This window comes from Streptomyces natalensis ATCC 27448, from assembly GCF_000935125.1.
Classification (GTDB): domain Bacteria; phylum Actinomycetota; class Actinomycetes; order Streptomycetales; family Streptomycetaceae; genus Streptomyces; species Streptomyces natalensis.
Genome location: NZ_JRKI01000025.1, coordinates 101,307 through 126,365, shown reverse-complemented (window position 1 = coordinate 126,365; position 25,059 = coordinate 101,307). Strand labels below are relative to the sequence as shown.

The 25,059-nt window shown below is 71.9% G+C and carries 20 protein-coding genes; 7 read left to right on the top strand and 13 right to left on the bottom strand.

The genetic code is table 11. From position 1 onward, the window contains the following. Positions 1-26: 26 nt before the first annotated feature. On the top strand, positions 27-1,655 hold the full coding sequence (locus SNA_RS15675; RefSeq protein ID WP_030070698.1) for an acyl-CoA synthetase: 1,629 nt from the start codon (positions 27-29) through the stop codon (positions 1,653-1,655). 81 nt (positions 1,656-1,736) lie between these two features. Here the strand turns inward: SNA_RS15675 and SNA_RS15670 are convergent, their stop codons facing one another. After that, positions 1,737-2,354, bottom strand: coding sequence for a chorismate mutase (locus SNA_RS15670; RefSeq protein ID WP_044365528.1), 618 nt, complete (start codon positions 2,352-2,354; stop codon positions 1,737-1,739). 199 nt (positions 2,355-2,553) lie between these two features. Beyond that, complete coding sequence (locus tag SNA_RS15665; protein ID WP_044365472.1) at positions 2,554-3,252, bottom strand: alpha/beta fold hydrolase; 699 nt, start codon at positions 3,250-3,252, stop codon at positions 2,554-2,556. Between the two features lie 124 nt (positions 3,253-3,376). Here SNA_RS15665 and paaK point away from each other — a divergent pair, with 124 nt between their 5' ends. After that, positions 3,377-4,720, top strand: coding sequence for a phenylacetate--CoA ligase PaaK (gene paaK / locus SNA_RS15660; protein ID WP_044365470.1), 1,344 nt, complete (start codon positions 3,377-3,379; stop codon positions 4,718-4,720). 62 nt (positions 4,721-4,782) lie between these two features. Here paaK and SNA_RS15655 read toward each other — a convergent pair whose 3' ends face one another. The 5 genes from SNA_RS15655 to SNA_RS15635 all read right to left on the bottom strand — a co-directional run bounded on the left by SNA_RS15655 (position 4,783) and on the right by SNA_RS15635 (position 11,782). Continuing rightward, the gene (locus SNA_RS15655) at positions 4,783-5,583 is read right to left on the bottom strand and encodes a VOC family protein (protein WP_044365468.1); all 801 of its coding nucleotides are present in this window, start codon (positions 5,581-5,583) and stop codon (positions 4,783-4,785) included. A gap of 84 nt (positions 5,584-5,667) precedes the next feature. Then, positions 5,668-7,287: a fatty acyl-CoA synthetase gene (locus SNA_RS15650; protein ID WP_044365466.1), complete on the bottom strand. Its 1,620-nt coding sequence runs from the start codon at positions 7,285-7,287 to the stop codon at positions 5,668-5,670. A gap of 186 nt (positions 7,288-7,473) precedes the next feature. Next, the gene (locus SNA_RS15645) at positions 7,474-9,024 is read right to left on the bottom strand and encodes an acyl-CoA synthetase (protein ID WP_030070683.1); all 1,551 of its coding nucleotides are present in this window, start codon (positions 9,022-9,024) and stop codon (positions 7,474-7,476) included. Then, positions 9,021-10,145, bottom strand: coding sequence for an NAD(P)H-dependent flavin oxidoreductase (locus SNA_RS15640; RefSeq protein ID WP_030070681.1), 1,125 nt, complete (start codon positions 10,143-10,145; stop codon positions 9,021-9,023). Before SNA_RS15640 ends, SNA_RS15645 begins: the two co-directional genes overlap by 4 nt. Positions 10,146-10,225: 80 nt before the next feature. Further along, positions 10,226-11,782, bottom strand: coding sequence for a phytoene desaturase family protein (locus tag SNA_RS15635; RefSeq protein WP_030070680.1), 1,557 nt, complete (start codon positions 11,780-11,782; stop codon positions 10,226-10,228). A gap of 289 nt (positions 11,783-12,071) precedes the next feature. Between SNA_RS15635 and SNA_RS15630 the strand changes: the two genes are divergently transcribed. Next, positions 12,072-13,412, top strand: a complete 1,341-nt coding sequence (locus SNA_RS15630) for a glycoside hydrolase family 27 protein (protein WP_030070679.1) — start codon at positions 12,072-12,074, stop codon at positions 13,410-13,412. A gap of 55 nt (positions 13,413-13,467) precedes the next feature. On the opposite strand, the gene SNA_RS15625 is transcribed toward SNA_RS15630, so the two are convergent. From SNA_RS15625 to SNA_RS15600, 6 genes are all read right to left on the bottom strand, one after another. Next, positions 13,468-15,426: a serine/threonine-protein kinase gene (locus SNA_RS15625; RefSeq protein ID WP_030070678.1), complete on the bottom strand. Its 1,959-nt coding sequence runs from the start codon at positions 15,424-15,426 to the stop codon at positions 13,468-13,470. 33 nt (positions 15,427-15,459) lie between these two features. Then, positions 15,460-16,371 (bottom strand): oxygenase MpaB family protein, encoded by a 912-nt coding sequence (locus SNA_RS15620; RefSeq protein ID WP_030070676.1) that lies wholly within the window; start codon positions 16,369-16,371, stop codon positions 15,460-15,462. Positions 16,372-16,390: 19 nt separating this feature from the next. Next, positions 16,391-17,581: an acyl-CoA dehydrogenase family protein gene (locus SNA_RS15615; RefSeq protein ID WP_044365463.1), complete on the bottom strand. Its 1,191-nt coding sequence runs from the start codon at positions 17,579-17,581 to the stop codon at positions 16,391-16,393. A 186-nt stretch (positions 17,582-17,767) separates the two neighbouring features. Beyond that, the gene (locus SNA_RS15610) at positions 17,768-18,253 is read right to left on the bottom strand and encodes an SH3 domain-containing protein (protein WP_063894079.1); all 486 of its coding nucleotides are present in this window, start codon (positions 18,251-18,253) and stop codon (positions 17,768-17,770) included. A gap of 199 nt (positions 18,254-18,452) precedes the next feature. Beyond that, entirely contained in the window at positions 18,453-19,031 is a 579-nt protein-coding gene (locus SNA_RS15605; RefSeq protein ID WP_030070669.1) for a TetR/AcrR family transcriptional regulator, read from the bottom strand. Between the two features lie 61 nt (positions 19,032-19,092). Further along, positions 19,093-20,232, bottom strand: a complete 1,140-nt coding sequence (locus SNA_RS15600) for an FAD-dependent oxidoreductase (RefSeq protein ID WP_037793121.1) — start codon at positions 20,230-20,232, stop codon at positions 19,093-19,095. A gap of 189 nt (positions 20,233-20,421) precedes the next feature. Here SNA_RS15600 and SNA_RS15595 point away from each other — a divergent pair, with 189 nt between their 5' ends. The 4 genes from SNA_RS15595 (at position 20,422) to SNA_RS15580 (ending at position 24,954) form a co-directional block, all read left to right on the top strand. After that, positions 20,422-21,462 (top strand): FecCD family ABC transporter permease, encoded by a 1,041-nt coding sequence (locus tag SNA_RS15595; protein WP_044365461.1) that lies wholly within the window; start codon positions 20,422-20,424, stop codon positions 21,460-21,462. Then, positions 21,459-22,514, top strand: coding sequence for a FecCD family ABC transporter permease (locus tag SNA_RS15590; protein WP_030070664.1), 1,056 nt, complete (start codon positions 21,459-21,461; stop codon positions 22,512-22,514). The genes SNA_RS15595 and SNA_RS15590 overlap by 4 nt, the downstream gene beginning before the upstream one ends. Positions 22,515-22,804: 290 nt before the next feature. Then, positions 22,805-23,647: an ABC transporter ATP-binding protein gene (locus SNA_RS15585; RefSeq protein ID WP_241779673.1), complete on the top strand. Its 843-nt coding sequence runs from the start codon at positions 22,805-22,807 to the stop codon at positions 23,645-23,647. Positions 23,648-23,946: 299 nt separating this feature from the next. Continuing rightward, a complete protein-coding gene (locus SNA_RS15580; RefSeq protein WP_030070661.1) occupies positions 23,947-24,954 on the top strand; it encodes an ABC transporter substrate-binding protein in 1,008 nt (335 codons plus the stop codon). Positions 24,955-25,059: the final 105 nt, after the last annotated feature.

The following is a 25,059-nucleotide window of genomic DNA, read 5'->3' as shown; positions in this document are numbered from 1 at the left end:
CCCGGCCCGGGAACCCTGGAGGAGACGTGGAGTACAACCTTGCCGACCTCTTCGAGTCGATCGTCGACACGGTCCCCGACCGTGAGGCGCTGGTGTACGTCGACCATCCGGGCACCGGCGCCGAACGCCGCCTGACGTACGCGGAGCTCGACCGTGCCGCCAACCGGCTCGCCCACCACCTGAGCGACCAGGGCATCGGCCCCGGCCGGCACGTCGGGCTCCACCTCTACAACAGCGTCGCCTACCTCCAGGCCGTCTACGCCTGCCTGAAGATCCGCGCCGTCCCGGTCAACGTCAACTACCGCTATGTCGAGGAGGAGTTGGTCTATCTCTACCGCGACGCGGACCTGGTGGGACTGGTCTTCGAGGCGGAGTTCACCGAGCGGGTCGCCGCCGCGCTCCCCCAGGCGCCCGCGCTGCGGCATCTCGTACGGGTCGGCACGCCGCCCGCCGGCGCCCCCGAACCGGCGATCGCCCCCGTGGCCCTGACGGACGCCGAGGCCGCCGGTTCGCCCGCGCGTGGTTTCGGACCGCGTTCCGCCGACGACCAGATCGTCATCTACACCGGCGGCACCACCGGGATGCCCAAGGGCGTGATGTGGCGCCACGAGGACATCTTCTTCTCCGGAATGGGCGGCGGCGCACCGACCGGCGAACCGGTCAAGCGGCCGCAGGAGCTGGCCGAACGGGTCGCGGCGGGCGGCGAGGGCATCGTCTTCTTCCCGACTCCCCCGCTGATGCACGGCACCTCCACCCTCACCGCGTTCATTGCCTTCCACTTCGGCCAGAAGGTCGTCCTGCACCGCAAGTACGTGCCGGAGGAGGTGCTGCGGACCGTCGCCCGCGAGAAGGTCACCAGTGTGTCGTTGGTCGGCGATGCGATGCTGCGCCCGCTCGTCGATGCGCTCGGCGGGCCGCTGAAGGGCACCGACTGTTCGTCCCTCTTCAGCGTCAGCAGCTCCGGCGCGATCCTCTCCGAGACGGTACGGGACCAGTTCAGCGCGCTGGTCCCGCATGCCCTGCTGCTCAACAACTTCGGCTCCTCGGAGTCGGGCTTCAACGGGACGGCGACCGAGGACTCCGGGCCGGACGCCGGGTTCCGGGTGCGGGTCAACGCCCGTACGGCGGTGGTGGATCCGGCCACCCGCGCGCCGGTGCCGGTGGGCGAACCGGGGCGGCTGGCGCAGCGTGGGCACGTACCGCTCGGCTACTACAACGATCCGGCGAAAACGGCCGAGACGTTCTTCGAGCGGGACGGGGACCGGTGGGTGCTGCTGGGCGATATGGCGAGCGTCGATGCGGAGGGTGTCGTCACCGTGCTGGGCCGCGGGTCGCAGTGCATCAACTCCGGCGGCGAGAAGATCTATCCGGAGGAGGTCGAGCAGGCGCTGAAAGCGCATCCGGATGTGTATGACGCGCTGGTGGCGGGCGTGCCGGACGAACGCTGGGGCAACCGCGTCGCGGCCGTCGTCCAACTCCGCGCCGGATCAGGCCCGTTGGACCTCGCGAGCGTTCAGGCCCACTGCCGCACCCGGCTGGCCGGTTACAAGATCCCGCGGGCCGTGGTCTTCACCGACCAGATCCAGCGCTCACCCAGCGGCAAGGCGGACTACCGGTGGGCGAAGGCGGTGGTACGGGGCGAAGCGGCCGGGTGAGGTGACGGGGCCATCGGGCCGAGGGGCGGGGTGACCGGGCGTGGGGCGACGGGGTCGCCCGCCCGGTCGGTCGCCCCCCGCTCACCCGCAGACCGAGCGCAGCGAGCGAGCCAGTGCCACCGTGTGCAGCGGGTCCAGGTGCCGCTCGTACCGTATTCGGGCGGCGGACACCGTCACCAGCGGAGCGCAGTACGGCGCGGAGCGGGCGTGCGGGGAGGCGGCGACGGCCCGGACCAGCTCACCGTTGAGGCGATTGATCTCCTTCCGCACCTCGTTCAGATCCGGACGCTCGGTCGGCGCCCGGGACGGGTCGGCGTCCCACTCCCGGAACAGCCCGCGCTGGACGATCTTGCTCGCCTCGATCTGGTCCCGGAAGATCCGCACCGTCACCTCGGGATCGGCCCCCAGCCGCCGCGCCTGCTCGGCCACCGAGTCCAGGACCACCCGCTCGCGGGCCGGATCATCGATCGGGCTTCCGGTGCCCCACTTCGCCGCGGCCACCAGATCACCGGTGGCCAGACGCTCGGCGGACAGCGCGGCGAGGGGGCGGAGTTGCGCGTACGGGGAGTGGGCGTACGGGGAGTGGGCGGCCGCGGGTGCAGCGGCCACGGAGGCGCCGGAGGGGGGCGCCGCGGCGGCCCCGCCGGCACCGGCGAACAGGAGGGTCGCGGTGGCGCCGGCGATCAGCGCGCGGCGCATCGTGCTGAGGATCGGGCTGATGAACGACACGGTCGGCCTCTCTCGGGTGGACTCATGAAATTCATCGTCGCACCCGGCACTGACAATCGCCGCCGGCAGTGCCGCGAACCGGGCAGCCGACGAGGCAATCTGACGGTGCCTCAGAAAAAACACAGACCTCAAAGACCGTCTCCGCGCCGGAACGGCCCCGCCCGCCCCGCTACGGTCGCGGCGCCAGAAAAGACGTCACGGCCGCAAGAAACTCCCCGGGGCGCTCCTCGTGGACGAGATGGCCACCGCCCTCGATGGTCACGAGGCGGGCGTCGGGGATGCGGTCGGCCATCTCGGCGAGCTGGTGCTGCGGGATATGGCTGGTGGGACCGCCGCCGATGACGAGGGTGGGGGCGGCGATCTTCGCCAGGCCGTCCCACCACAGCGGGTCGGGGGCGTTGCGCTCCGCCGCCACCGCGGCCGCGGCGCGCCAGTCGTAGGACTGCGGCCCGGCCGGCCGGCCGGGCACCTCCCGTGGCGGGTCGGCGGGTAGCGGCGGTGCGGCCTCCTCCAGGACCAGCCGGTCCACCAGGTCGGGGCGGTGCGCGGCGAGCAGCAGGGCGGCGCCCGCACCCAGCGAGTGGCCGATCAGAGTCACCTGCTCCAGCCCGAGCGCCGTGACGAACCCGATCGCATCGTCGCGCCAGTGCTCATGGCCGTATTCTCCGGGCCAGTCGCTGTGTCCATGGCCCCGCTGGTCGAGGGCGAACACCCGGTGCGTACCGGCGAGCCGGCCGACCACTCCGCGCCAGTCCTCGCCGTCCTCTCCCAGGCAGTGCAGCAGGACGGCCGGGGGCGCGTCCGGCTCACCCCACACCCGGTACGCCAGCCGAATCTCACCAACCCGTACCTTCTGGACGTCACTCATGCGCTGGACGCTACCCGTGGGGTCCCTGCGGCACGCCCCTTGACGTGTTCGCCGCGCGCTGATTACTTGGACCGGCATGCAGCTACCGAATGATCGGTAGGGAGAACTGAGGCGGTGACTCTCCATGCCGGAATCGGCTACGGGCGCAGAGGGCGGCGGCACGGACCGTACCCTCCCCACCTTCGACGACGCGGAACGGCTCTCCCCGGACGCCTTGCGCGCGCTGCAACTGACCCGGCTGCGCGCCTCATTGCAGCATGCCTATGAGCATGTGCCGTTCTACCGGGAGTCCTTCGACCGCGCGGGGGTCCGGCCCGACGACTGCCGTACGCTCGGCGACCTCGCCCGCTTCCCGTTCACCGTGAAGGACGATCTGCGCGCCCAGTACCCCTTCGGGATGTTCGCGGTCCCGAAGCACGAGGTGCGCCGCCTGCACGCCTCCAGCGGCACCACCGGCCGCCCGACCGTCGTCGGCTATACCGAACGCGATCTCTCCCACTGGGCGGATGTCGTCGCCCGCTCGATCCATGCGGCGGGCGGGCGGCCCGGCCACACCGTCCATATCGCTTATGGATACGGGCTGTTCACCGGCGGCCTCGGTGCGCACTACGGCGCGGAGCGGCTCGGCTGTACGGTCGTGCCGGCGTCCGGCGGGATGACCGGCCGGCAGGTGCAGATCATCCAGGACTTCCGCCCCGAGATCATCATGGTGACGCCGTCGTACATGCTCACCTTGCTGGACGAGTTCGAGCGGCAGGGCATCGACCCGCGGACCACCTCGCTCAAGGTGGGGATCTTCGGCGCCGAGCCGTGGACGCAGGAGATGCGGCGCGAGATCGAGGAACGGTTCGCGATCGACGCGGTGGACATCTACGGCCTGTCGGAGGTCATGGGCCCCGGCGTCGCCCAGGAGTGCGTGGAGACCAAGGACGGGCTGCACATCTGGGAGGACCACTTCTATCCGGAGGTGGTCGATCCGTTCACCGGCGAGGTACTGCCGGACGGGGAGCACGGCGAGTTGGTCTTCACCTCGCTCACCAAGGAGGCCATGCCCGTCATCCGCTATCGCACCCGGGATCTGACCCGGCTGCTGCCCGGCACCGCACGCCCCGCCTTCCGGCGGATGGAGAAGATCACCGGGCGCAGCGACGACATGATCATTCTGCGCGGGGTCAACCTCTTCCCCGCGCAGATCGAGGAGATCGTGCTGCGCACGCCCGGTATCGCCCCGCACTTCCAGCTGCGGCTGACCCGCGAGGGGCGGATGGACCATCTGACCGTACGGGCCGAGGCCCGGCCGGATGCGGCGCCCGAGGAGCGTACGGCGGCGGTCGGGCAGATCGCGCGGTGCGTCAAGGACGGCATCGGCGTCTCCGTCGCGGTCGAGATCGTCGATCCGGAGACGCTGGAGCGTTCGGTCGGCAAGATCAAGCGCATCGTGGACGCGCGGCCGCGGGACGAGGCGTAGCGCGGCCGGGCGTCGGGGCACGGGGCGACTGAGGTCAACGGCGGCTCCGGTCAACGGCCGGCTCAGGTCATCTGGGGATCCCCCTTGATCAGGGCGAAGGCTGCGCCCGCCGGGTCCTTGAGCATGGCCAGGCGGCCGACGCCCGGTGCATTGCTCGGCGGGATCAGGACCGTGGCGCCGCGGGACTTCGCCGCCTCGTACGTGGCGTCACAGTCGGCCACTCCGAAGTACGGGTGCCACTCCGAGGTCGAACCGGCCTCGCGGTGCTCCTTCTGCAACTGCATGATGCCGCCCTGGCCGGGGTCCCCCTCCCGGCCGCCGCCGGGCGAGGAGACGACGGAGTAGACCATGTCACCGCCCATGGGCATGTCCTGGTACCCCCAGGAGAAGACCGAGGCGTAGAAGTCCTTCGCGGCGGCCGCGTCGGTGGTGTACAGCTCGGTCCAGCACAGGGTGTTGGCTTCCATCACCGTCTCCAGCCCCTTGGTGTCGCCGGGCTGCCATACGGCGAACCGCCCGCCCGTGGGGTCGGTGTAGGCGGCGAGCCGGCCGGCCGTGAAGACGTCCATCGGCGGGACGCGGACCGAGCCGCCCGCCTGTTCCACGGCCTTGGTCGTGGCGTCCGCGTCGGAGGTCTGGAAGTACACCGTCCAGGCGGAGCTCGCGCCCTTCTCCATGAGCGGGCCGACGGCGCCGACGGTCTTGCCGTCCAGCTGGAAGAAACCGTAGCCGCCGGACTCCGGGCCCGCCGACTGCACCGTCCAGCCGAAGACGGCGCCGTAGAAGTCGGCGGCGGCCTTGGGGTCCGGCGCGCCGAGGTCGATCCAGTTGGGTGTGCCGGGGACGTAATGGGTCGTCAGCATGCTTCTTCCTCCACTGCTCTGCTGTGGCCGGTCACTGAGTCTCAGCATGGCAGGAGGCACTGACAGTCGCCCTCCGGCCGGTGCTCAGGGCGTGGCGAAGCGGTCGCGCAGCTCCCTCTTGAGGACCTTGCCGCTGGCGTTGCGCGGCAGCGTGTCGACGAACACCACCCGCCGGGGCGCCTTGAACGGCGCGAGGCGGGCACGGGCGGCGTCGATCAGCTCCTGCTCGCTCACCGCGCCGAGGGACGCATCGTCGCCATCGTCACCGCCGTCACCCTTGCCCTCGCCGCCGCAGTCGCCGTCCGTGCGCCGTACGACCACCGCGGTCACCGCCTCGATCCACCGCTCGTCCGGCAGCCCGATGACCGCGACCTCGGCGACCTGCGGATGCTCGTAGAGCACATCCTCCACCTGGCGGGAAGCGACCAGTACGCCGCCGGAGTTGATGACGTCCTTGACCCGGTCGACCACCGTGAAATAGCCCTCCGCATCGCGGACGGCGAGGTCGCCGGAGTGGAACCAGCCGTCCCGGAAAGCCTCGGCGGTCTCCTCGGGCTTGTCCCAGTAGCCGGTGCACAGCTGCGGCGAGCGGTAGACGATCTCCCCGCGGGTGCCGTCGGGCACCTCGTGGCCGTTCTCGTCGACCAGGCGGGCCTCCACGAACAGCACCGGACGGCCGCAGGAGTCCATCCGGCCCTCGTGCTCGGCCGGTCCCAGCACGGTGGCCAGCGGGCCGATCTCGCTCTGCCCGAAACAGTTGTAGAACGCGAGGGAGGGCAGCCGGGCGCGCAGCCGCTCCAGGACCGGTACGGGCATGATCGAGGCGCCGTAGTACGCCTTGCGCAGGCCGCCGAGGTCCCGGACGGCGAAGTCCGGGTGGTTCGACAGCGCGATCCAGACCGTCGGCGGCGCGAACAGGCTGTCCGCCAGGCCCGCTTCGACCAGGTCGAAGATCCTGTCGGGGGCGGGTCCGTCGAGGATGATGTTCTCCGCGCCGACCGCCAGATAGGGCAGCAGGAAGACATGCATCTGCGCGGAGTGGTAGAGCGGCAGGGAGTGCACCGGCCGGTCGCTCTCCCGGAGGTCGAGGGCGACGATGGCGCTGGTGTATTCGTGCACCAGCGCGCGGTGCGTCATCATCGCGCCCTTGGGGAGGGCGGTGGTCCCCGAGGTGTAGAGCAGCTGGACGAGGGTGTCGTCGGCGGCCGCCACCGGTGTGGGACCCGGCATCGGAGCCGCTGTCGCATCCGGCGCCGGATCCGGCTCGCCGCCCGTCTCCGCCGCCGCGGCGAGCAGCTCCAGGAGCCCGTCCGGCGCACCGTACAGCGGCATGGTGCGCACGGAGGCCGGCAGCCGGTGGGCGAGGGCCGGATCGGTGAGGACCAGCGTGCTGCCGGACTGCTCCAGGATGTAGCGCAGGTCGTCGCCGGTGAGGGCGTGGTTGACCGGCACATGCACCAGGCCGGCGCGGGCGCAGGCCAGAAAGGCGATCAGGTACGCGTCGGAGTTGTGCCCGTACGACGCGACCCGGTCACCGGACCGGAGCCCCTGCACGAGCAGCACCCGGGCCCCGGCCGTCACCGCGTCGTCCAGCTCGCGGTAGGTCCAGGCCCGGTCCCCGAACCGCACCGCCGTCCGCCGGGGCACCCGCCGCGCGCTGCGCCGCAGGACCGCGTCCACCGTGTTGCTCCGCGCTTGGGTCATGGCGCGATCCTCGGGCTCGCCTGACACCAGGTCAAGCCCTGTGGACAGAGCGTCGCGGCCCCGCCCCGCGCACCCCTGGGTTGTTTCCCCGCCGCCCACCCCGGCTTTGTTGTTTCCCCGCCGCCCACCCCCCTTCGGGGGGTGGGCGGGTCAGGAGCGGAGCCCGGCGACGGCGCCCCGCACCCCCTAAACAGCCCGCTCCCGCCCCTCCCAGTACGGGTCGCGCAGGCGCCGTTTGTAGAGCTTGCCGTTGGGGTCACGGGGCAGGGCGTCGACGAAGTCGACGGAGCGCGGGCGTTTGTAGGGGGCCAGATGGCGTGCGCAGTGGGTGAGGATGGCGTCGGCGAGGGCGGGGCCGGGCTCGTGGCCCTCGGCCGGTTCGACCACGGCCTTGACCTCCTCGCCCCAGTCGTCGTGCGGGATGCCGAAGGCGGCGGCATCCGCGACGGCGGGGTGGCCGAGCAGGGCGGACTCGATCTCGGCGGGGTAGATGTTGACCCCGCCCGAGATGATCATGTCGATTTTGCGGTCGCGGAGGAAGAGATAGCCGTCCTCGTCCAGATAGCCGAGGTCGCCGACGGTGAAGAAGTCGCCGATGCGGTTCTTCTTCGTCTTGGTCTCGTCCTTGTGGTAGCTGAAGCCGCCGGTGGTCATCCTCATGTAGACGGTGCCCAGTTCGCCGGGCGGCAGCCGGTTGCCGTCATCGTCGAAGACGGCCAGTTCGCTGATGGGCCAGGCCCTGCCGACCGTACCGGGCTTTTTGAGCCAGTCCTCGGCGGTGGCGAAGGCGCCGCCGCCCTCGCTCGCCGCGTAGTACTCCTCGACGCAGTCGCCCCACCATTCGATCATGGCCCGTTTGACGTGGTCGGGGCAGGGCGCGGCGCCGTGGATGGCGTGCCGCATGGCGCTCACGTCGTAGGAGGTGCGTACCTCCTTTGGGAGGGCGAGGAGGCGGTGGAACTGGGTGGGGACCATATGGGTGTGGGTGCACCGGTGGGCGTCCATCAGGGCCAGCATCTGCCGGGGCGTCCACTTGTCCATCAGGACGATGCGGTGGCCGATGTGCAGGGAGGCACCGGCGAATTGCAGCACTGCGGTGTGGTAGAGCGGCGAGCAGACGAGGTGGACGTTGTCGTCGAACGGCTTGATGCCGAAGATGGCGAGGAAGCCGCCCAGATACGTCTCCTCCGGGGGCTTGCCCGGGAGCGGGCGGCGGATGCCACGGGGGCGTCCGGTGGTGCCCGAGGTGTAGTTCATGACCCAGCCGAGGGTGCGGTCGGCGGGCGGGGACTCGGGTTGTCCGGCGAGGAGGCGCTCGTAGGGGAGGAATCCGTCGACGGTGCCGACGGCGTAGCGCTGCCCGGCCGGCAGCCCGGCCTCGTCGGCGGCCTGGCGGGCCGCGGCCCCGTAGCGCTCGTGGGCGATGAGCGCCTTCGCGCCCGAGTCGGCGACGATCCAGGCGATCTCGGGGCCGACGAGGTGGTGGTTGACGGGGACGAGATAGAACCCGGCCTGGGAGGCGGCCAGATAGGCGGTGAAGAACTCGACGCCGTTGGGGAGGACGACGGCGAAGGCGTCGCCGCGTTCGAGGCCCGATGCGCACAGGCCGTGCACCAGTTGGTTGACGGCGGCGTGCAGCCGGCCCGCGGTCCACTCCTGGCCGTCCGGGGCGATCAGGACGGTGCGTTCCGGGTCGGCGCTCGCCTGCGCCCAGAAGCCGTTGGGGGGCCGGCTCACGGCTGGCTCCTTCCGGCGATGCGGTTGATACGGTCGATGGCCCGTTCGAAGCCGCGGGTGAGATCGTCGAAGACCGCCTGAACGCTGCGTTCGCTGGTCATCCGGCCGACGATCTGGCCGACCGGCGTGCCCAGCAGCGGCTCCACCTCGTGCCGCTGGATACGGGAGTTGGCCTCGGCGACCAGCAGTCCCTGCAACGGCATGGGCAGCGGGCCGGGGCCGCTGGGGTCGTCCCAGGCGTCGGTCCAGTCGGTGCGCAGCTGGCGGGCGGGCTTGCCGGTCAGGGCGCGGGAGCGGACGGTGTCGCCGGGACCGGCGGCGAGCAGTTTCGCGGTCAGCCGGCGGGAGTGCAGTTCGGCCTCCTCGGTGGTCAGCCAGAGGGAGCCGAGCCAGACGCCCTGGGCGCCGAGGGCGAGGCCGGCGGCGATCTGTTCGCCGGTGCCGATGCCGCCGGCGGCGAGAACGGGCAACGGGTCGACGGCGGCGACCACTTCGGGGGTGAGGACCATGGTGGCGATCTCCCCGGTGTGGCCGCCGGCCTCGTAGCCCTGGGCGACGACGACGTCGATACCGGCGGCCTTGTGGCGGAGGGCGTGACGGGGACTGCCGGCCAGGGCGGCGACCAGGATGCCGTGGTCATGGGCGCGCCGGACGACATCGGACGGCGGTGAGCCGAGGGCGTTGGCGAGCAGCTTGATCGGATAGTCGAAGGCCACATCGAGCTGGGTGCGGGCGACCTGTTCCATCCATCCGGTGATCCGCCAGCCGGAGGCTTCCCCGTCGGCGAGCTGCGGCACGTGATATTTGTCGAGGATTTCGGTGACGAACCGCCGGTGTTCTTCGGGGATCATCGCCTCGATGTCGGCCTCGGTCAGTGTGTGATTGTCCGGGGCCTCCACTTTCTTGGCGGGCATCACCACATCGAGGCCGTACGGCAGCCCGTCGGTGTGCTCCTGCATCCAGTCCAGATCGCGGGCCAGCTCGCCCGGCGCGGTGTAGCGGACCGCGCCGAGCACCCCGAACCCGCCCGCCCGGGTGATCGCCGCGGCGACCGCGGGGAAGGGCGTGAACCCGAAGACGGCGTGCTCGACGCCCAGCGCGTTGCTCAGCTCCGTCTGCATGGGCGCAGGATGCCGCAGCGGGGCGCACGAGGGAAGAGATTTTCTGATGGTCTATCAGACACTCCTCGCCGCCCCGCCCCTCACCCCTCCTCCAGCACCGCCATCGCCGCATTGTGCCCCGGGATCCCGCTCACTCCCCCGCCGCGCACCGCGCCCGCCCCGCACAGCAGGACGTTGGGGTGGGCGGTGGCCACTCCCCAGCGTTCCGGCGCGCCCTCGGCCCGCTCGTCCTCCGGGTCCGCGTACGGAAAGGCCAGTTCGCGGTGGAAGATGTTGCCGCCCGGCAGCCCCAGCTCGCGGTCCAGGTCAAGCGGGGTCTTGGCCTCGATGCACGGGCGGCCGTCGGCGTCGGTGGCCAGGCAGTCGGCGACCGGCTCGGCGAGGTGGGCGTCCAGCTCGGCCAGGGTGGCGGCCAGCAGGCGGTCGCGAGTGGCGTCGTGGTCGTCGGTGAAGAGGCGGGCGGGGGTGTGCAGGCCGAAGAGGGTGAGGGTCTGGTGGCCCGTGCGGACGAGGTCGGGGCCGAGGATGGAGGGGTCGGTGAGGGAGTGGCAGTAGATCTCCGAGGGCGGGGCGGCGGGCAGGCCGCCGGCCGCGGCCTGCCGGTAGGAGCGCTCCAGCTGGTCGTAGCCCTCGGCGACATGGAAGGTGCCGGCGAAGGCGTCCCGGGGGTCGACCCGGGCGTCGCGCAGCCGCGGCAGGCGCGTGAGCAGCATGTTCACCTTGAGCTGGGCGCCCTCGGCGGGCGGTGGCGGGGTCTCGCCCAGGAGGTGGGCCAGTTCCCGCGGGGAGGCGTTGACCAGTACCCGGCGGGCGCCGAAGGTGCCCTGAGGGCAGGTCACTTCCGCCGCTCGGCCGTCGGTGGCGAGGGCCGTGACCGGGCAGTCGGTGACGATCTCGGCCCCGGCTTCGCGGGCGGCCTCGGCCAGGGCGTCGGTGAGGGCGCCCATGCCGCCCACGGGGACGTCCCAGTCGCCGGTGCCGCCGCCGATGACGTGATAGAGGAAGCAGCGGTTCTGGCGCAGGGCCGGATCGTGGGCGGCGGCGAAGGTGCCGATCAGGGCGTCGGTCAGGACGACGCCGCGGACCAGGTCATCCGCGAAGGTCTCCTCGATGGTCTCGCCCAGGGGGCGTTCGAAGAGGGCGTGCCAGGTGGCGTCGTCGTCGATCCGGGCGCGCAGGGCGGCGCGGGTGGGCAGCGGTTCGGTGAGGGTGGGAAAGACCCGTTGGGCGAGCCGGTGGGTGGTGCCGTAGAAACGCTGCCAGGCCGCGAACTCACGGTCGGATCCGGTCAGTTGGGTGAACGCTTCGCGGGTGCGGGCCTCGCCGCCCCCCACCAGGAGGCCGGTGGGACGGCCGTCGCGGACGGCGGGGGTGTAGGAGGAGACGGTCCGCTTCCGGACGGCGAAGCGCAGCCCGAGGTCCCGCACGATCTTCTGCGGCAGCAGGCTGACGAGATAGGAGTAACGGGACAGCCGGGCGTCGACCCCGGCGAACGCCCGGGTCGACACGGCCGCACCACCGGTGTGGTCCAGCCGCTCCAGTACCAGCACGCTGCGCCCGGCGCGTGCGAGGTAGGCGGCGGCCACCAGACCGTTGTGCCCGCCGCCGACGATGACCACGTCATACGAAGTCCGCATGCCCCTTGGTAACACATCGTCAGGCGGCCGGGTATCACGCCGGGACCCTCGGGGATCACACCGTCGAACTCCCCGGTAACACCCCATCAGACCCCTCCGGGCACACGGCTTTCGCACACGGCATCGCGCCCGCCCGGCGCAGGCGTGAAACCGCCGGTCGGGACGGTGCGGCTTCTTGACCGGGCGGGGGCCGACTTCTAGCGTCCGGCCGTGCGCCGCACCGCCCGCCGGACACACCGCACCGGGCGGTGCACGCCCCGGCCGTCCCGCCCACCCCGTGAGGTGACCCGTGTCCCACCGTCAGGTTCCCCGCACCGGCCGCATCCTCGCCACACTGACCACCGTCGTCGCCTGCTCCGCCGGACTGCTCGCCTCCACCGGCCCCGCCGGCGCCGCGCCCGACGCCCACCGCACCGCCGCCCGCCCGGACACCGCCGCCGTCGCCCGGGAGGGTGCCCGGCACGGCGCCGGGGCCTATCCCAATCTGGCGCCCAGACCCCCGATGGGCTGGAACAACTGGTCGTACTACACCTGCGACGTCAACGAGAAGGTCGTCCTGGACAACGCCCGGGCGCTCGCACGCAGCGGGCTCGCGGACCGGGGCTACGACACCGTGACGATCGACGACTGCTGGATGGCCAAACAGCGCGGACCGCAGGGCGAGCTGGTGGCGGACCCGGCAAAGTTCCCGCACGGCATGGCTTATGTCGGCCGGGAACTGCACCGGCTGGGGCTCAAGTTCGGCATCTACGAGGACGTCGGCACCCTGACCTGCGGGAAGTACCCGGGAAGTTACGGGCACTTCGAGCCGGACGCCCGGCAGTTCGCCGGCTGGGGCGTCGACTACCTCAAGGCGGACGGCTGCAATGTGCCCCGGCCGGCGGGCCGTACCAAGGAGCAGAGCTACCGCGACGTGTACGAGCAGCAGAGCCGGGCACTGGAGGCCACCGGGCGTCCCATCACCTTCTCGGTGTCGGCGCCGGCCTATTTCCAGTTCGACGGCGACAGCGTCTGGCACCGGGTCATCGAATGGTCCGCCAAGCTGGGCAACCTGTGGCGGGGCGGCCGGGACATCGCGCTGGAACAGCAGAGCCCGGCCACGAAGTGGTCCTCCATCCTCTACAACTTCCGCTACAACGCGAAGCTGGACGGTCTCCAGCGGCCCGGGCGCTGGAACGACCCCGACTTCCTGCTCGTGGGTGACTCGGGGCTCAGCCGTCACGAGATGCAGAGCCAGATGTCGCTGTGGGCGATGATGGCAGCGCCGCTGATTTCCAGTACGAATCTGGCCGAACTGTCCCCGGAGGCACGCGAGGTGCTCGGCAACCGCGCGATCATCGCCGTCGACCAGGACCCGCTCGGCCGGCAGGGCGAGGTCATCGCGCAGGACGACGGCTTCACGGTGATGTCCAAGCGGCTGCACAACGGCGACCGTGCGGTGGCGCTGTTCAACTCCGGCGATACGCCGCGGACGCTGTCCACCACGGCCGAGGCGGCGGGGCTGCCGGAGGCGTCGTCGTACTGGCTGCGCAATCTGGTCACCGGGCGCGGCCGGCACAGCGACGGGCGGATCGCGGCGCGGGTGCCCGCGCACGGCACCGTCCTCTACCGGATCACCGCACGCTCCTGACCGCCCCTGCACCACACGCCCCGACCGGCCCTCGCCTCGCACGTGAGGAGACCGGCTACCGCCGGGCGGCGCGCTCCTGGCGCAGTGCCGCGACCCGGCGGTAGAGGGCGGTGGCCTCGTCCGTACGGCCGAGCTGTTCCAGGCACTGCGCCTCGTCCGTACGGCTGGCCAGCGCATCGAGATGGCCGGGGCCCAGGACGCGTTCGCGGGCGTCGGCGACCTGGCGGTAGTCGCCCAGCGCCTCGGCCCAGCGGCCCAGCCAGCCCAGCGCCACCGCGATCTCCCGGCGGCTGACGAGGGTGTCGGGGTGGTCGCCGCCCAGCACCCGCCCGCGCGCCGCCGCCACCGCACGGGCCTCGGCCAGGGCCTCCTCCCAGCGTCCCAGACGCCCGAGGTTGACGCCCAGGCCGTGCCGGGCGCGCAGCGTCTCGGGGTCGTCGGCGCCCCAGGCACGCGTACGGGCGGCCACCACATCGCGGTAGACCGCCAGGGCCTCGGCGCTGCGGCCCAGCCGGCCCAGGGTGATACCGGTCTCGTAACGGGCGGCGAGGGTGTCGTTATGGGCGGGGCCGAAGACCTCGGCACGGGCCGCGGCCACCTCCCGGTACGTCCGCAGCGCCTCCTCCCAGTGCCCCAGCCGGCCCATCACATGGGCGTGTTCGTAGCGGGTGACCAGGGTGTCGGGGTGCCGGGGGCCGAGCACCCGGGCGCGGGCCCGGGCCACCTCGTGGGCCATGGCGTAGCAGTCCTCCAGGCGGCCCAGGTCGGCGAGGCCGAAGGCGAGGTGGTGGCGGCAGGCGAGGGTGTCGGGGTGGTCGGGGCCCAGGAGGCGTTCGCGTCCGGCCAGCACCGCGACGCAGATCTGGTGCGCCTCGAAGTGCCGGCCCCGTCCGCCCAGCGCCAGCCCCGCCTCCAGGCGGGCGGTGAGGGCGTCGGGGTCGTCGTCGGGCAGCACCGGCCGGGGAATCCCGGCGGCCGGGGAGACCTCCTCGCGACGGCCCTTGTCGCCGGTCCAGGTGTCGGTGAGGACGGCGGTGGCCGGGTCGGCCGGGGGACGGCGGACCGGATGGGCCGGGGAGCCGAGGGTCATGCCCCGCGTCCACGAGGGCTGCCGCCGGGCCACCGTACCGCCGTCGCCCGCGAGCGGGGCGGTCCCGGGGGCGACCTGGCGGGCGTCGGCAAGGCGTTTACCCAGCTCGTCGGCGTCCTGCGGACGGTCGTCCGGGTCCTTGGCGAGCAGGTCGAGGATGATGCGCTCATACGGCTCGGGGAGCTCGGGGCGGTGGGTGCGGGGCGGTTCGGGGGCGGTGTCGCGGTGGCCGACGAGGACCGCCCAGGCGTCGCCGCTGCCGAACGGCGGGGCGCCGGTGGCGATCTCGTAGAGCACACAGCCCAGCGAGTACAGATCGCTGCGGTCGTCGACGGTGTCCGCGCCGATCTGTTCGGGGGACATGTAGTCCGGGCTGCCCATGGCCACGCCGGTGCCGGTCAGCCGGGCCGTGAAGCCGATGTCATGGCCGAGCCGGGCGATGCCGAAGTCGCAGATCTTGACCGTGCCGTCCAGGGTGCGCACGATGTTCGCCGGTTTGAGGTCGCGGTGCACGATGGCCTGGGCATGGGTGTAGGCGAGTGCCGCGGCGACCTGCTCGGCGATGTCGATGACGTCCGGGACGGGCAGCGGCCGGCGCCCGTTGTCGTCCATCAGCTGGCTGAGGTTGCGGCCGCTGAGCAGCTCCATGACGAGGAAGAGGGTGCCCTCGTCCTCACCGAAGTCATGGACGACGGTGATGCCGCGGTGCTGGAGGCCGCCTGCGGCCCGCGCCTCGCGGCGGAAGCGCTCCCGCAGCACGGTGACGAAGCCCGGCTCCTGCCGCGGCCCCCTGGGCTTGAGGCATTTGACGGCGACCTGCCGGCCGAGCGCTTCGTCCCGGGCCCGCCAGACCTCGCCCATCCCCCCGCGTCCGATGACGTCGAGCAGCCGGTAGCGCCCCTGGAGCAGCCGGTCCTTCGTCATCGCGTCTCGTCACCCCCGTCCTGATACCCGCGTTCAGTGGTCCCCCTGCGGGCCCTCCCCTCCGTCCAGTATGGCGGCCGACCGGCGCAGCTTGTAGGGCGCTGGGCGGGTGTCGGGGCCGAGCCGTTCGACCGCGCGCAGGATATGACGCGGTGGGAGCCGCCAGCGCGCGGAGGGGGGAATGGCGCGAAGGAGTCGGCCGGTGGCGCGCAGCCGGCGGGTGACGGTGGCGGGCCGGGGCGCGGGGCGTCCGTACAGGTCATGGGCGTACGACGGGAGCGCACCGTAGGCCAGCGCGGCCACCCGGTGCCACACCAGGGCGCGGGCGGGGACGAGCGGGGCGGGGGTCGGCGGTCTGCGCAGGAAGGCGTCGACCTGGCGCGCCCCGCGGGTCAGGTCGAGCCGTGGCCGTACGGACGCGAAGTAGGCGGCGTACCCGGCCCGGTCACCGGGGACTCGCTCCGGGTCGAGTCCGACCAGCCGGGCGCTGGTGCGCTGCTCGTCCAGATAGGCGTCGGCCTGGGCGTCGGTGAGCGGAAAGCCGGAACGCCACAGGACGTGCAGGTAGGAGGCTGCCTCGGCGCAGTGCACCCACAGCAGCAGCTCCGGATCGTCGATGCGGAAGTGCTCGCCGGTGGCGGTGTCGACGGCGGACAGCCGGCGGTGGAGGCCGCGGACGCCTGCGCCGGCCCGCTCGGCGGCCGCGGTGGTGCCGTAGGTGACGGTTCCGACGAAGTGCGCGGTACGCATCAGCCGGCCCCAGGCATCGCGTCTGCCCCTCGTATTCTGCTGGAAAGCGGCGGAGTTCTGGATGACGCCGGCCACGGCGCGCGGGTGCAGCGCCTGGAGGTACAGCGCGCGGACGCCCGCGATCCACATCATCGGGTCGCCGTGCATCTGCCAGGTCACCGAACGCGGCCCGAAGAGCCCGGGGTCGCCTGCCATCACCGCACCTCCGTCGCGGTCAGCGCCGCACGCGGGGCATGCCGAGGCCGATCCAGGAGATGATCTCGCGCTGGATCTCGTTGTTGCCGCCGCCGAAGGTGAAGATGACGGCGGAGCGGTAGCCGCGTTCCAGTTCGCCGCGCAGCACCGCACCGGCCGAACCCTCCTTGAGCGGGCCCGCGGAGCCGGCGATCTCCATCAGCCAGGCGTAGGCGTCGCGCCGGGCCTCGGAGCCGTAGACCTTGACCGCGGAGGCGTCGTGCGGGGTGAGCGTGGAGCGCTGGAGCGCGTCGACCATCTGCCAGTTCATCAGCTTCATCGCCTCCAGCCGGGTGTGGGTACGGGCCAGCCGGCCGCGCACCCAGCCCAGGTCGATGACCCGGCGGCCGTCGGCGAGCTTGGTCCGGGCGGCCCAGCGCTGGACGTTGTGGAGCGCGCGGATGGCCATGGTGCCGTGGGCGGCGAGGGTGACCCGTTCGTGGTTGAGCTGGTGGGTGATGATCCGCCATCCCTTGTTCTCCTGGCCGACGCGGCGGGAGGCGGGGACGGTGATGTTCTCGTAGTAGCTGGCGGTGGTGTCGTGCGAGGCGAGGGTGTTGATCAGGGTGCAGGAGTAGCCAGGGTCGCTGGTGGGGACCAGGAGCATGGTGATGCCCTTGTGCGGCGGCGCGTCCGGGTCGGTGCGTACGGCCAGCCACACCCAGTCCGCGGTGTCGCCGTTGGTCGTCCAGATCTTCTGGCCGTTGACGACGTAGTGGCCGCTTTCCTCGTCGCCCTCCCGTACGGCGCGGGTTTTGAGGGCGGCGAGGTCGGTCCCGGCGTCCGGTTCGCTGTAGCCGATGGCGAAGTCGATCTCGCCCGAGAGGATCCGGGGCAGGAAGAAAGCCTTCTGTTCGTCGGTGCCGAACTGCATGATCGTCGGGCCGACGGTGTTGAGAGCCATCAGCGGCAGCGGTACGCCCGCCTGCGCGGCCTCGTCGAAGAAGACGAACTGTTCCATCGGGGTCATCCCGCGTCCGCCGAACTCCTTGGGCCAGCCGACGCCGAGCCAGCCGTCGGCGCCCAGCCGGCGGACCGTCGCGCGGTAGAAGCGCTTCTGGGCGGCGGGGTCGGCGTACTGGGTGTGGGCGTCGTCCGGCACCAGTTCGGCGAAGTACGTGCGCAGCTCGGCGCGCAACTGCTGTTGCTCGGGGGTGTATTCGAGGTGCACGGCCCCTCCAGTTCGTCCGGTCCGGCCGGCCGGACGGGCGCACCTCACCGTTCTGACGGCGCGTCGGATGCCGGCCCGAGGGGCACAGTAGAACTTGTTTCAGAAATACGGAAGGGTCCGCCGCCGGAACGCACGGAAGCCCGGCCCGGCACCCTTGCGGTACCGGGCCGGGCCCTGCCGGGACGATCAGCCCGCGGCGTGCTTCGGCGACTTCGGAGACTTCGGCGACTTGGACGGCTTCGGCGGCTTGGACATCCTCGGTGCGCTGCTCACCGGGACGTGGTTGCGCCCGACGTCCTTGCAGAATTTGACGTTGCCGCTGTTGTTGACGTGCTTCGCCGAGACCCAGGTGTCCTCGTAGTCACGGATCAGGTACCAGATGCTGTTGCCGCCGATGCTCTGCCCGCGCACCTTGCACTGGAGGCCGACTTTCGCCTGGTGGCGGAAGTGCCCCCGGATCATGGCGTCGGTGCTGGGGTCCTGACGGAAGTTCAGGCCGCCACTGGCGGTGATGACGCCGTACGGCTCACCCTGGGGCGGCCCGGGGGGTGCGGAAGCCTGAGCCGGAGCGGCGGCGAGCAAGGTCGCCCCCAGAGCGAGGGCCGCGGTCAGCGCGCCCGCGCCGGCCGCCAGCTGCCTGCCCCGGACCGCGAGGATATCGGACGTGGACATATCGGTTCTCCTGTTCTTGACGCGCAATGCCACCCATTGGCGCGATGGGGACATTACGGGCAAAAAACGGGAATCAGACGACGCAACGACGACCGAGGAGCTATTCGTGTGACAAAAACATTTTTGCTCGGGGATTGCCGCATTCGGGCGGCAAGTGCGCCCGCAGAGAAGGAAGTCGGCGCCCTGCGGGCCCGCTCCGTCAGGCCCCGAGGCCGCCCCAGCCCTGCTCCAGAAGGGTGAAGATACGGTCCACCGCCGCGGCGGGGTCCTCGCTGCCGCCGGCCAGCCGGGGCGCGGCCAGGGCGTAGTGGGCCAGCGCGCGCACCGTCACCTCGTCCGCGTCCCGGCCGGTCTCCTCGGCGAGCGCCTCGGCCAGCGCCGTCTCGTGGCGCAGCCACATCCGGTGCGCATACTCACTGAGCGCGGGTGTGCCATCGATCAGCTCCCGGAACCCGCGGAACTCGGGATCCTGCACCTTGAGCACCCGCTCCCGCAGATGGCCGCACAGCCCCTCCAGCACCGACCGGCCCGGCGCCCGGTCCCGTACGGCCGCGACCAGCGCCTCGCCCCGCTCGCCGTCCCGGTCGAACACCAGGGCCTCTTTGCCGCTGAAATGCTTGAACAGGGTGGTCACCGAGACATCCGCGGCCTCCGCCACGTCCTTGACGCCCACCTGGTCGTAGCCGTGCTCCAGGAACAGCCGGAGGGCGGCGTCCGCGAGCGCCTTGCGGGTCCGGGCCTTCTTGCGCTCGCGACGGCCGGTCGTCGGATGGGTCATCACGTCTCACTCCCAGGGGTGAACGGGCCGGAGCGTGGATCCGGCGGGGCACCGGCAACGGTCAGTGGCGGCGGGCCAGATGGCGCAGCGTGCCCCGCGGCGCATCCGCGGCGAGGGCGGCGTCCAGACCACGTGCGGCGCCCTCGGCGGCCGCGGCCGCGCGGGGCAGCATGACGGCCTCGTAGGCGCGCACGGCCTCGTCCGCATCGGCGTGCCGGGCGAGGGACTCGGCCAGGTCACAGCCGTCGAGCAGGGCGAGGTTGGCGCCCCTCGCGGAGAACGGCGGCATCAGGTGCGCGGCGTCACCCAGCAGCGTCAGGCCCGGGGTGTGGGTCCAGGTGTGGGGCACCGGCAGCGCGTACAGCGGGCGGTTGACGAATCCGGCGCCGGTGTCGCGCAGCAGCGCCAGCAGCCGGTCGTCCCAGCCGGAGAAGCGCCGGAGCAGTGCGGCCCGTACGGCTTCGGGGTCGGCGAGATCCACCCCCTGCTCCAGCGCCCAGTCCTGGGAGCCCCGGAAGGCCGCGTACACGCGGATCCGGCCGCGGCCGGTGCGCCGGGCGAGCAGGGCCTTGTTGTCGTACGCGGCCATCATGCTGCCGTCGCCGACGAGGCGGGCGACGTCCGGGTGACGGCTGTCGGCGTCGTCGATTCCGGTCTCGACGAAGGTGACGCCGCAGTAGTGCGGGGTGTCGTCCGAGAGCAGCGGACGCACCCGCGACCAGGCTCCGTCGGCGCCGATGACCAGGTCGAAGGTGTCGTCCGGGCCGTCGTCGAACTCGGCCCGGTGCGGGCCGCCGCCGAGCGGGTGGAGCGTGCGCAGATAGCGGCCCCAGCGGACGGTGCCGGGCGCGAGCGCATCCAGCAGCAGGCGGCGCAGCTGGACGCGGTCGATCTCGGGCCTGCTCTCCTCGCCGGCCTCCGGGCGGTGCCGGAAGAGCAGCGCGCCGGTGTGGTCCAGCAGCCGCATCTCCTGCCCCTCGGGACGGGCCACGGCGGCACATTCCCGGTCCAGACCCGCTGCGCGCAGGGCCACTTGGCCGGTGTCCTCGTGCAGATCGAGGGTGCCTCCCTGGGGGCGGTCTTCGGCGTACGCATCGCGGTCGAAGACGGTGACGGGGATGCCGTGCCGCTGGAGGGCCCGGGCGCAGAGCAGCCCGCCGGGCCCGGCGCCGATGATCGCGATACGGGGCGTGGTCGTCATGACTCCAGAACAGCACACCCACTACGAAGGTGCCATCACTACACTTTTTCATCGACTCAACCGGCCCCTTTCAACCTTCGAAAAGCAGGCCGTACCCCCAAGTCCGCCAACAAAAGGGATTGTTGACCGCATCCCGCCCCGACGCTTGCACATTTAGGTATGCCTAACCTAACGTAGCGACGCGTGTCGATGACCAAACCATCTGCCACGTCAACCGCCGCGTCGGGCCCACACGCCGCCGCGCCGGCCTGGCGGCGCATCCCGCTCTTCGCGGTCGGACTGTGCGCGCTCGCGGCCTGTGCCGCGCTGAGTCTCGCGCTGGGAACCCGTTCCGTACCGCTGTCCACCGTGTTCGACGCCCTGACCGGCACCGCACACGGGCGGGACGCCCTCGTGGTGACGGGCCTTCGGGTGCCGCGGACCCTCATCGGCCTCGCGGTCGGCGCGGCGCTCGGCGTCGCCGGGGCCGTAGTCCAGGGCATCACCCGTAACCCGCTCGCCTCGCCGACCACCCTCGGCATCAACGCCGGCGCCGGCTTCGCCGTGGTCGTCGCCATCTACGCGCTGCATCTGAACCAGCCCGCCGAATACCTCTGGTTCGCCTTCGCCGGCGCCGCGGCCGCCGCGCTGTTCGCCCAGGCGCTGGCCCGCCGGGCCGGCGACCTCGACCCCGTACGGCTCGCACTGGGCGGCACCGTCCTCCAGCTCGTCCTGACGTCCTGGACATCGACGGTCATGCTGGCCAGCAAGCGCTCGCTGGACGAGGCCCGCTTCTGGCTCGCCGGTTCACTGGCCGAACGCCCGCTGTCGGTGCTCTGGCCGGTGCTGCCGCCGCTGCTGATCGGACTGGTCGTCGCCCTGGCCGTCACCCCGGCGCTCAACACCCTGGCGCTGGGCGACGATACGGCGCAGGCGCTCGGGGTGCCGGTCTCCCGCATCCGCCTGGCCGGCGGCCTCGCCGTCGTCCTGCTCGCCGCCTCGGCCGTCGCCGTCTCCGGTCTGCTGTCGTTCATCGGCCTGGCCGCACCGCATCTCGTACGGCAGACCTTGCGCACCTCCGACCACCGCATGGTGATCCCCGGCTGTCTGATCGCCGGACCGCTGCTGGTGCTCGCCGCCGACATCCTCGGACGGCTCGTCATCCGGCCGTCGGAGCTCCAGGTCGGCATCATCAGTGCGTTCCTCGGCGCCCCGCTGCTGGCCCTGCTGGCCCGGAAGGTGGCCCGATGACCGACGTCCTGCGTCCCGCCCCGCCAACCGCCGTGCACCGGCGCACCGTTCGCCGTATGCCGCTGCTCACCCTCGGCACCTCCGTGGTGCTGCTCGTCCTGGTGACGATGTCGGTGTCCACCGGTGATATGCCGCTGGCGCCCCTCGATGCACTGCGGGGGCTGTTCGGGGTGGGCGATACGGCCACCGTGCTGATCGTCCAGGAGTTCCGTGCCCCGCGGATGGCCGCCGCTGTCCTCGCGGGGGCCGGTCTTGCGGTGGCCGGTGCGCTGCTGCAACGGCTGTTCCGTAATCCGCTCGCCTCCCCGGATGTGATGGGGGTGACCGGCGGCGCCTCGTTCGGCGCGGTGGTGATGCTGGCCGCGGGCGCCTCGCAGGCGCTGATGCCGCTGGCCGCACTCGGCGGCGGGCTGCTCGCCGCGGTACTGCTGGGGCTGCTCGGCTGGCGCTCGGGCACCAGCGTGACCCGGCTGGTGCTGGTGGGCCTCGCCGTCCAGGCCGGACTGACCGCCGCAGTGAACTTCATGGTCGTCCGCTTCCCCACCGAACTGGCGGGCTCCGCCCTCCAGTGGACCACCGGCTCGGTGTACGGGCGGACCTGGACCGAGGTGTGGGCCGCGGGGGCCGCGGTCGCCGTGGCGCTGGTCGCCGCCTTCGCGCTGCACCGGCGGCTGGCCGTCCTCGACCTGGGCGACGACTCGGCCGGCGCGCTCGGCCTGAACACCGACGCCGCCCGCCTCCAGGTCCTGGTGACCGCGATCGTGCTGGCCTCGGTCGCCGCCGCGCTCGCCGGCCCGGTCGCCTTCGTCGCACTGGCCGTACCGCACCTGGTGCGGTTCCTGGCCGGCCCGCCCACCGCCGGCACGCTGGCCCTGTCCGGCCTCGCCGGCGCCGTACTGCTGCTCGCCTCCGACCTGGTGGCGCAGCACCTGCTGCCGATCAGCGGCCTGCCGGTCGGGGTGGTCACGGCCACCCTGGGCGCGCCCTGGCTGCTGGTGCTGATGATCCGTCAGAGCAGTTCCCTGAACACCCTGAACAGGAGTGCCCGATGACCGCCGAACAGCTCTCCCCGCATGGCGGCAGCCGTGGTGACGGCCGTAGTGAGGGCCGTGGCAACGGCCGGGGGTCGATGTCTGGGGGCGATGGGGGTACTTCGGTGGGTGGGGGGCTCGCGGGCTCGGGGAGTGGGGACGAGCAGGGGTCGGCTCACGGGAACACGCCGGTGGCGGCTCCCGGGGAGCGGCAGGTATCGGTGCCCGGGGACGGGCAGGCGTCAAATCCCGCGAGCGAGCGGGCGGCGACTTCCGGAGGCGGGCACGTGTCAGCTTCCGGAGGCGGGCAGGTGTCAGCTTCCGGAGGCGGGCAGGTGCCGGCTCCCGGTAACCAGCTCTCCGCGCACGGACTCGATCTGCGTTACGGCGACCAGCTGATCGTCGGCGGTCTCGACCTGGTGCTGCCCGGCGGCGCCGTCACCGCCGTCGTGGGCCCCAACGCCTGCGGGAAGTCCACCCTCTTGCGTGGGCTGACCCGGCTGCTGGCCCCCGCCGCCGGCACCGTCATGCTGGACGGCTCGGACATCCACCGCATGTCGGCACGGGCGCTGGCGCTGCGGATGGGACTGCTCCCCCAGCAGCCGGTCACCCCGGACGCGATCACCGTCGAGGCACTCGTACGGCTCGGCCGCTATCCGCACCAGAAACTGCTGAGGCCCTGGTCGGCGGCCGACCAGCAGGCCGTGGAGGAAGCCCTGGAACGCACCGGAACCGCCGAACTGCGCGACCAGCCCGTCGACCGCCTCTCCGGCGGACAGCGGCAGCGCGCCTGGATCGCCCTGGCACTGGCCCAGGACACCGATCTGCTGCTGCTCGACGAGCCCACCACCTTCCTGGACCTACGGCACCAGCTCGATGTCCTCGACCTGGTCGCCGAGTTGCACGCCGAGGCGGGCCGCACCGTGGTGATGGTGCTGCACGACCTCGGGCAGGCGGCCCGCTACGCCGATCACCTGGTGGTCCTCAAGGCCGGCCGACTTGCGGCGGCCGGCGCCCCGGCGGACGTCCTCGACGCCGAGCTGGTCAAGTCCGTCTTCGACGTGGACTGCCGGGTCATCCCCGACCCGGAGACCGGCACCCCCCTCGTCATCCCCAAAGGCACCACCAAACGCCCCACCAGCACACCCGCCTGACCGACCTCAGCTGCCCTGACCCCACCTACACCTACCTCGCCCAGCATGCCCGGGGCACCGGCCCCACCGGACACACCTGCCCCACTGGCCGACGACACCGACCCCGCACTTGCCCTCCCGGCTCGCCCCTTCAGCCCCACGCCAGCCCAACTGGGCCACCACACCGACCTCATTGACCACACCAGCCCCACAAACTCCCCGCTCTCACTCCACCCACCGCGCTCTCCCCCTCTTCTCTCCGCCCCCCACCCCTCGTCCACTCGTCCGCTCGCAAAGGAAGTCGAACCCTCATGTCCCTCATGCTGACCCGAACCGCATCCCGCGGCGCCCGTAGGCTGCCGGCCGCCCTGCTCGCCGTCGCCGTGGGGACCGCCGCGCTCACCGCTTGCGGCGGCGGCAAGTCCTCGGCCGACGGCTCGGCGAAGGCCGGCGCCGGATTCCCGCGCACCCTGAAGACCGCCATGGGCGACGTGTCGATCCCCGGCAAGCCCAAGCGCGTTGTCGTCCTCGACACCGGTGAGCTCGACGACGTCACCACCCTCGGTGTGAAGCCGGTCGGCGCGGTTTCGCCGCATATGAAGTCCGAGGGCGGCTTCCCCAGCTACCTCAAGGGCGAGATCGGGGGCGTCAAGGACGTCGGCCCGCTGCTGGAGCCCAACCTCGAGAAGATCATCTCCCTCAAGCCCGATCTGATCCTTTCGTCCAAGGTCCGGCACGGGAAGATCTACGACAAGCTCAAGGACATCGCGCCGACCGTCTTCACCGAGACCACCGGCGGCCCCTGGAAGGCCAATCTGAAGGTCCACGCCAAGGCGCTGGGCCTGGAGAAGGAAGCCGACCAGAAGCTCAAGGAGTACGAGTCGCGGGCCAAGGCGCTGGGTGCGGAGATCAAGAAGAAGTACCACGGCACGATGCCGTCGGCCTCCGTGGTCCGCTTTGTCGCCGGCCCGACCCGCCTGTACCAGAAGTCCTCCTACAGCGGCGTCGTCCTCGACGACATCGGCCTGGCCCGTCCGAAGTCGCAGAGCTCCACCGACCCGGCCAAGACGATGCTCGACGTCAGCCCCGAGGAGATCGACAAGGCCGATGCCGACCTGGTGTTTGTGACGGTCGCGGATCTGCCTGACAAGACCCAGAAGAAGGACGTCACCTCCAACCCGGTCTGGAAGGCGCTGCCGGCCGTCAAGAACCACAAGGTTTTTGACGTGCCCGACGAGACCTGGATGTCCGGCATCGGCATTCAGGCCGCCGAGCACATGCTGGCCGATGTGGCGAAGGCGACCGGCGTCCCGGTGCCCAACGCCTGAGCCGATGCAAAGCCTGTAGCCAATGCCATGCCGGTTCAGCGCAAGCCGGTTCAGCGTGGGCTTGCGGCACGCGGGCCTCGGTGAGGCATCGCGAGGCACAGGCAC

Coding starts and splice junctions, on each gene's coding strand:
- SNA_RS15670 (WP_044365528.1), bottom strand. CDS start 2,354: ATGCGCCGCGCGCTGATCGCCGGCGCCACCGCGACCCTCCTGTTCGCC.
- SNA_RS15665 (WP_044365472.1), bottom strand. CDS start 3,252: ATGAGTGACGTCCAGAAGGTACGGGTTGGTGAGATTCGGCTGGCGTAC.
- paaK (WP_044365470.1), top strand. CDS start 3,377: ATGCCGGAATCGGCTACGGGCGCAGAGGGCGGCGGCACGGACCGTACC.
- SNA_RS15655 (WP_044365468.1), bottom strand. CDS start 5,583: ATGCTGACGACCCATTACGTCCCCGGCACACCCAACTGGATCGACCTC.
- SNA_RS15650 (WP_044365466.1), bottom strand. CDS start 7,287: ATGACCCAAGCGCGGAGCAACACGGTGGACGCGGTCCTGCGGCGCAGC.
- SNA_RS15640 (WP_030070681.1), bottom strand. CDS start 10,145: ATGCAGACGGAGCTGAGCAACGCGCTGGGCGTCGAGCACGCCGTCTTC.
- SNA_RS15635 (WP_030070680.1), bottom strand. CDS start 11,782: ATGCGGACTTCGTATGACGTGGTCATCGTCGGCGGCGGGCACAACGGT.
- SNA_RS15625 (WP_030070678.1), bottom strand. CDS start 15,426: ATGACGAAGGACCGGCTGCTCCAGGGGCGCTACCGGCTGCTCGACGTC.
- SNA_RS15620 (WP_030070676.1), bottom strand. CDS start 16,371: ATGGCAGGCGACCCCGGGCTCTTCGGGCCGCGTTCGGTGACCTGGCAG.
- SNA_RS15610 (WP_063894079.1), bottom strand. CDS start 18,253: ATGTCCACGTCCGATATCCTCGCGGTCCGGGGCAGGCAGCTGGCGGCC.
- SNA_RS15605 (WP_030070669.1), bottom strand. CDS start 19,031: ATGACCCATCCGACGACCGGCCGTCGCGAGCGCAAGAAGGCCCGGACC.
- SNA_RS15600 (WP_037793121.1), bottom strand. CDS start 20,232: ATGACGACCACGCCCCGTATCGCGATCATCGGCGCCGGGCCCGGCGGG.
- SNA_RS15595 (WP_044365461.1), top strand. CDS start 20,422: ATGACCAAACCATCTGCCACGTCAACCGCCGCGTCGGGCCCACACGCC.
- SNA_RS15590 (WP_030070664.1), top strand. CDS start 21,459: ATGACCGACGTCCTGCGTCCCGCCCCGCCAACCGCCGTGCACCGGCGC.
- SNA_RS15580 (WP_030070661.1), top strand. CDS start 23,947: ATGCTGACCCGAACCGCATCCCGCGGCGCCCGTAGGCTGCCGGCCGCC.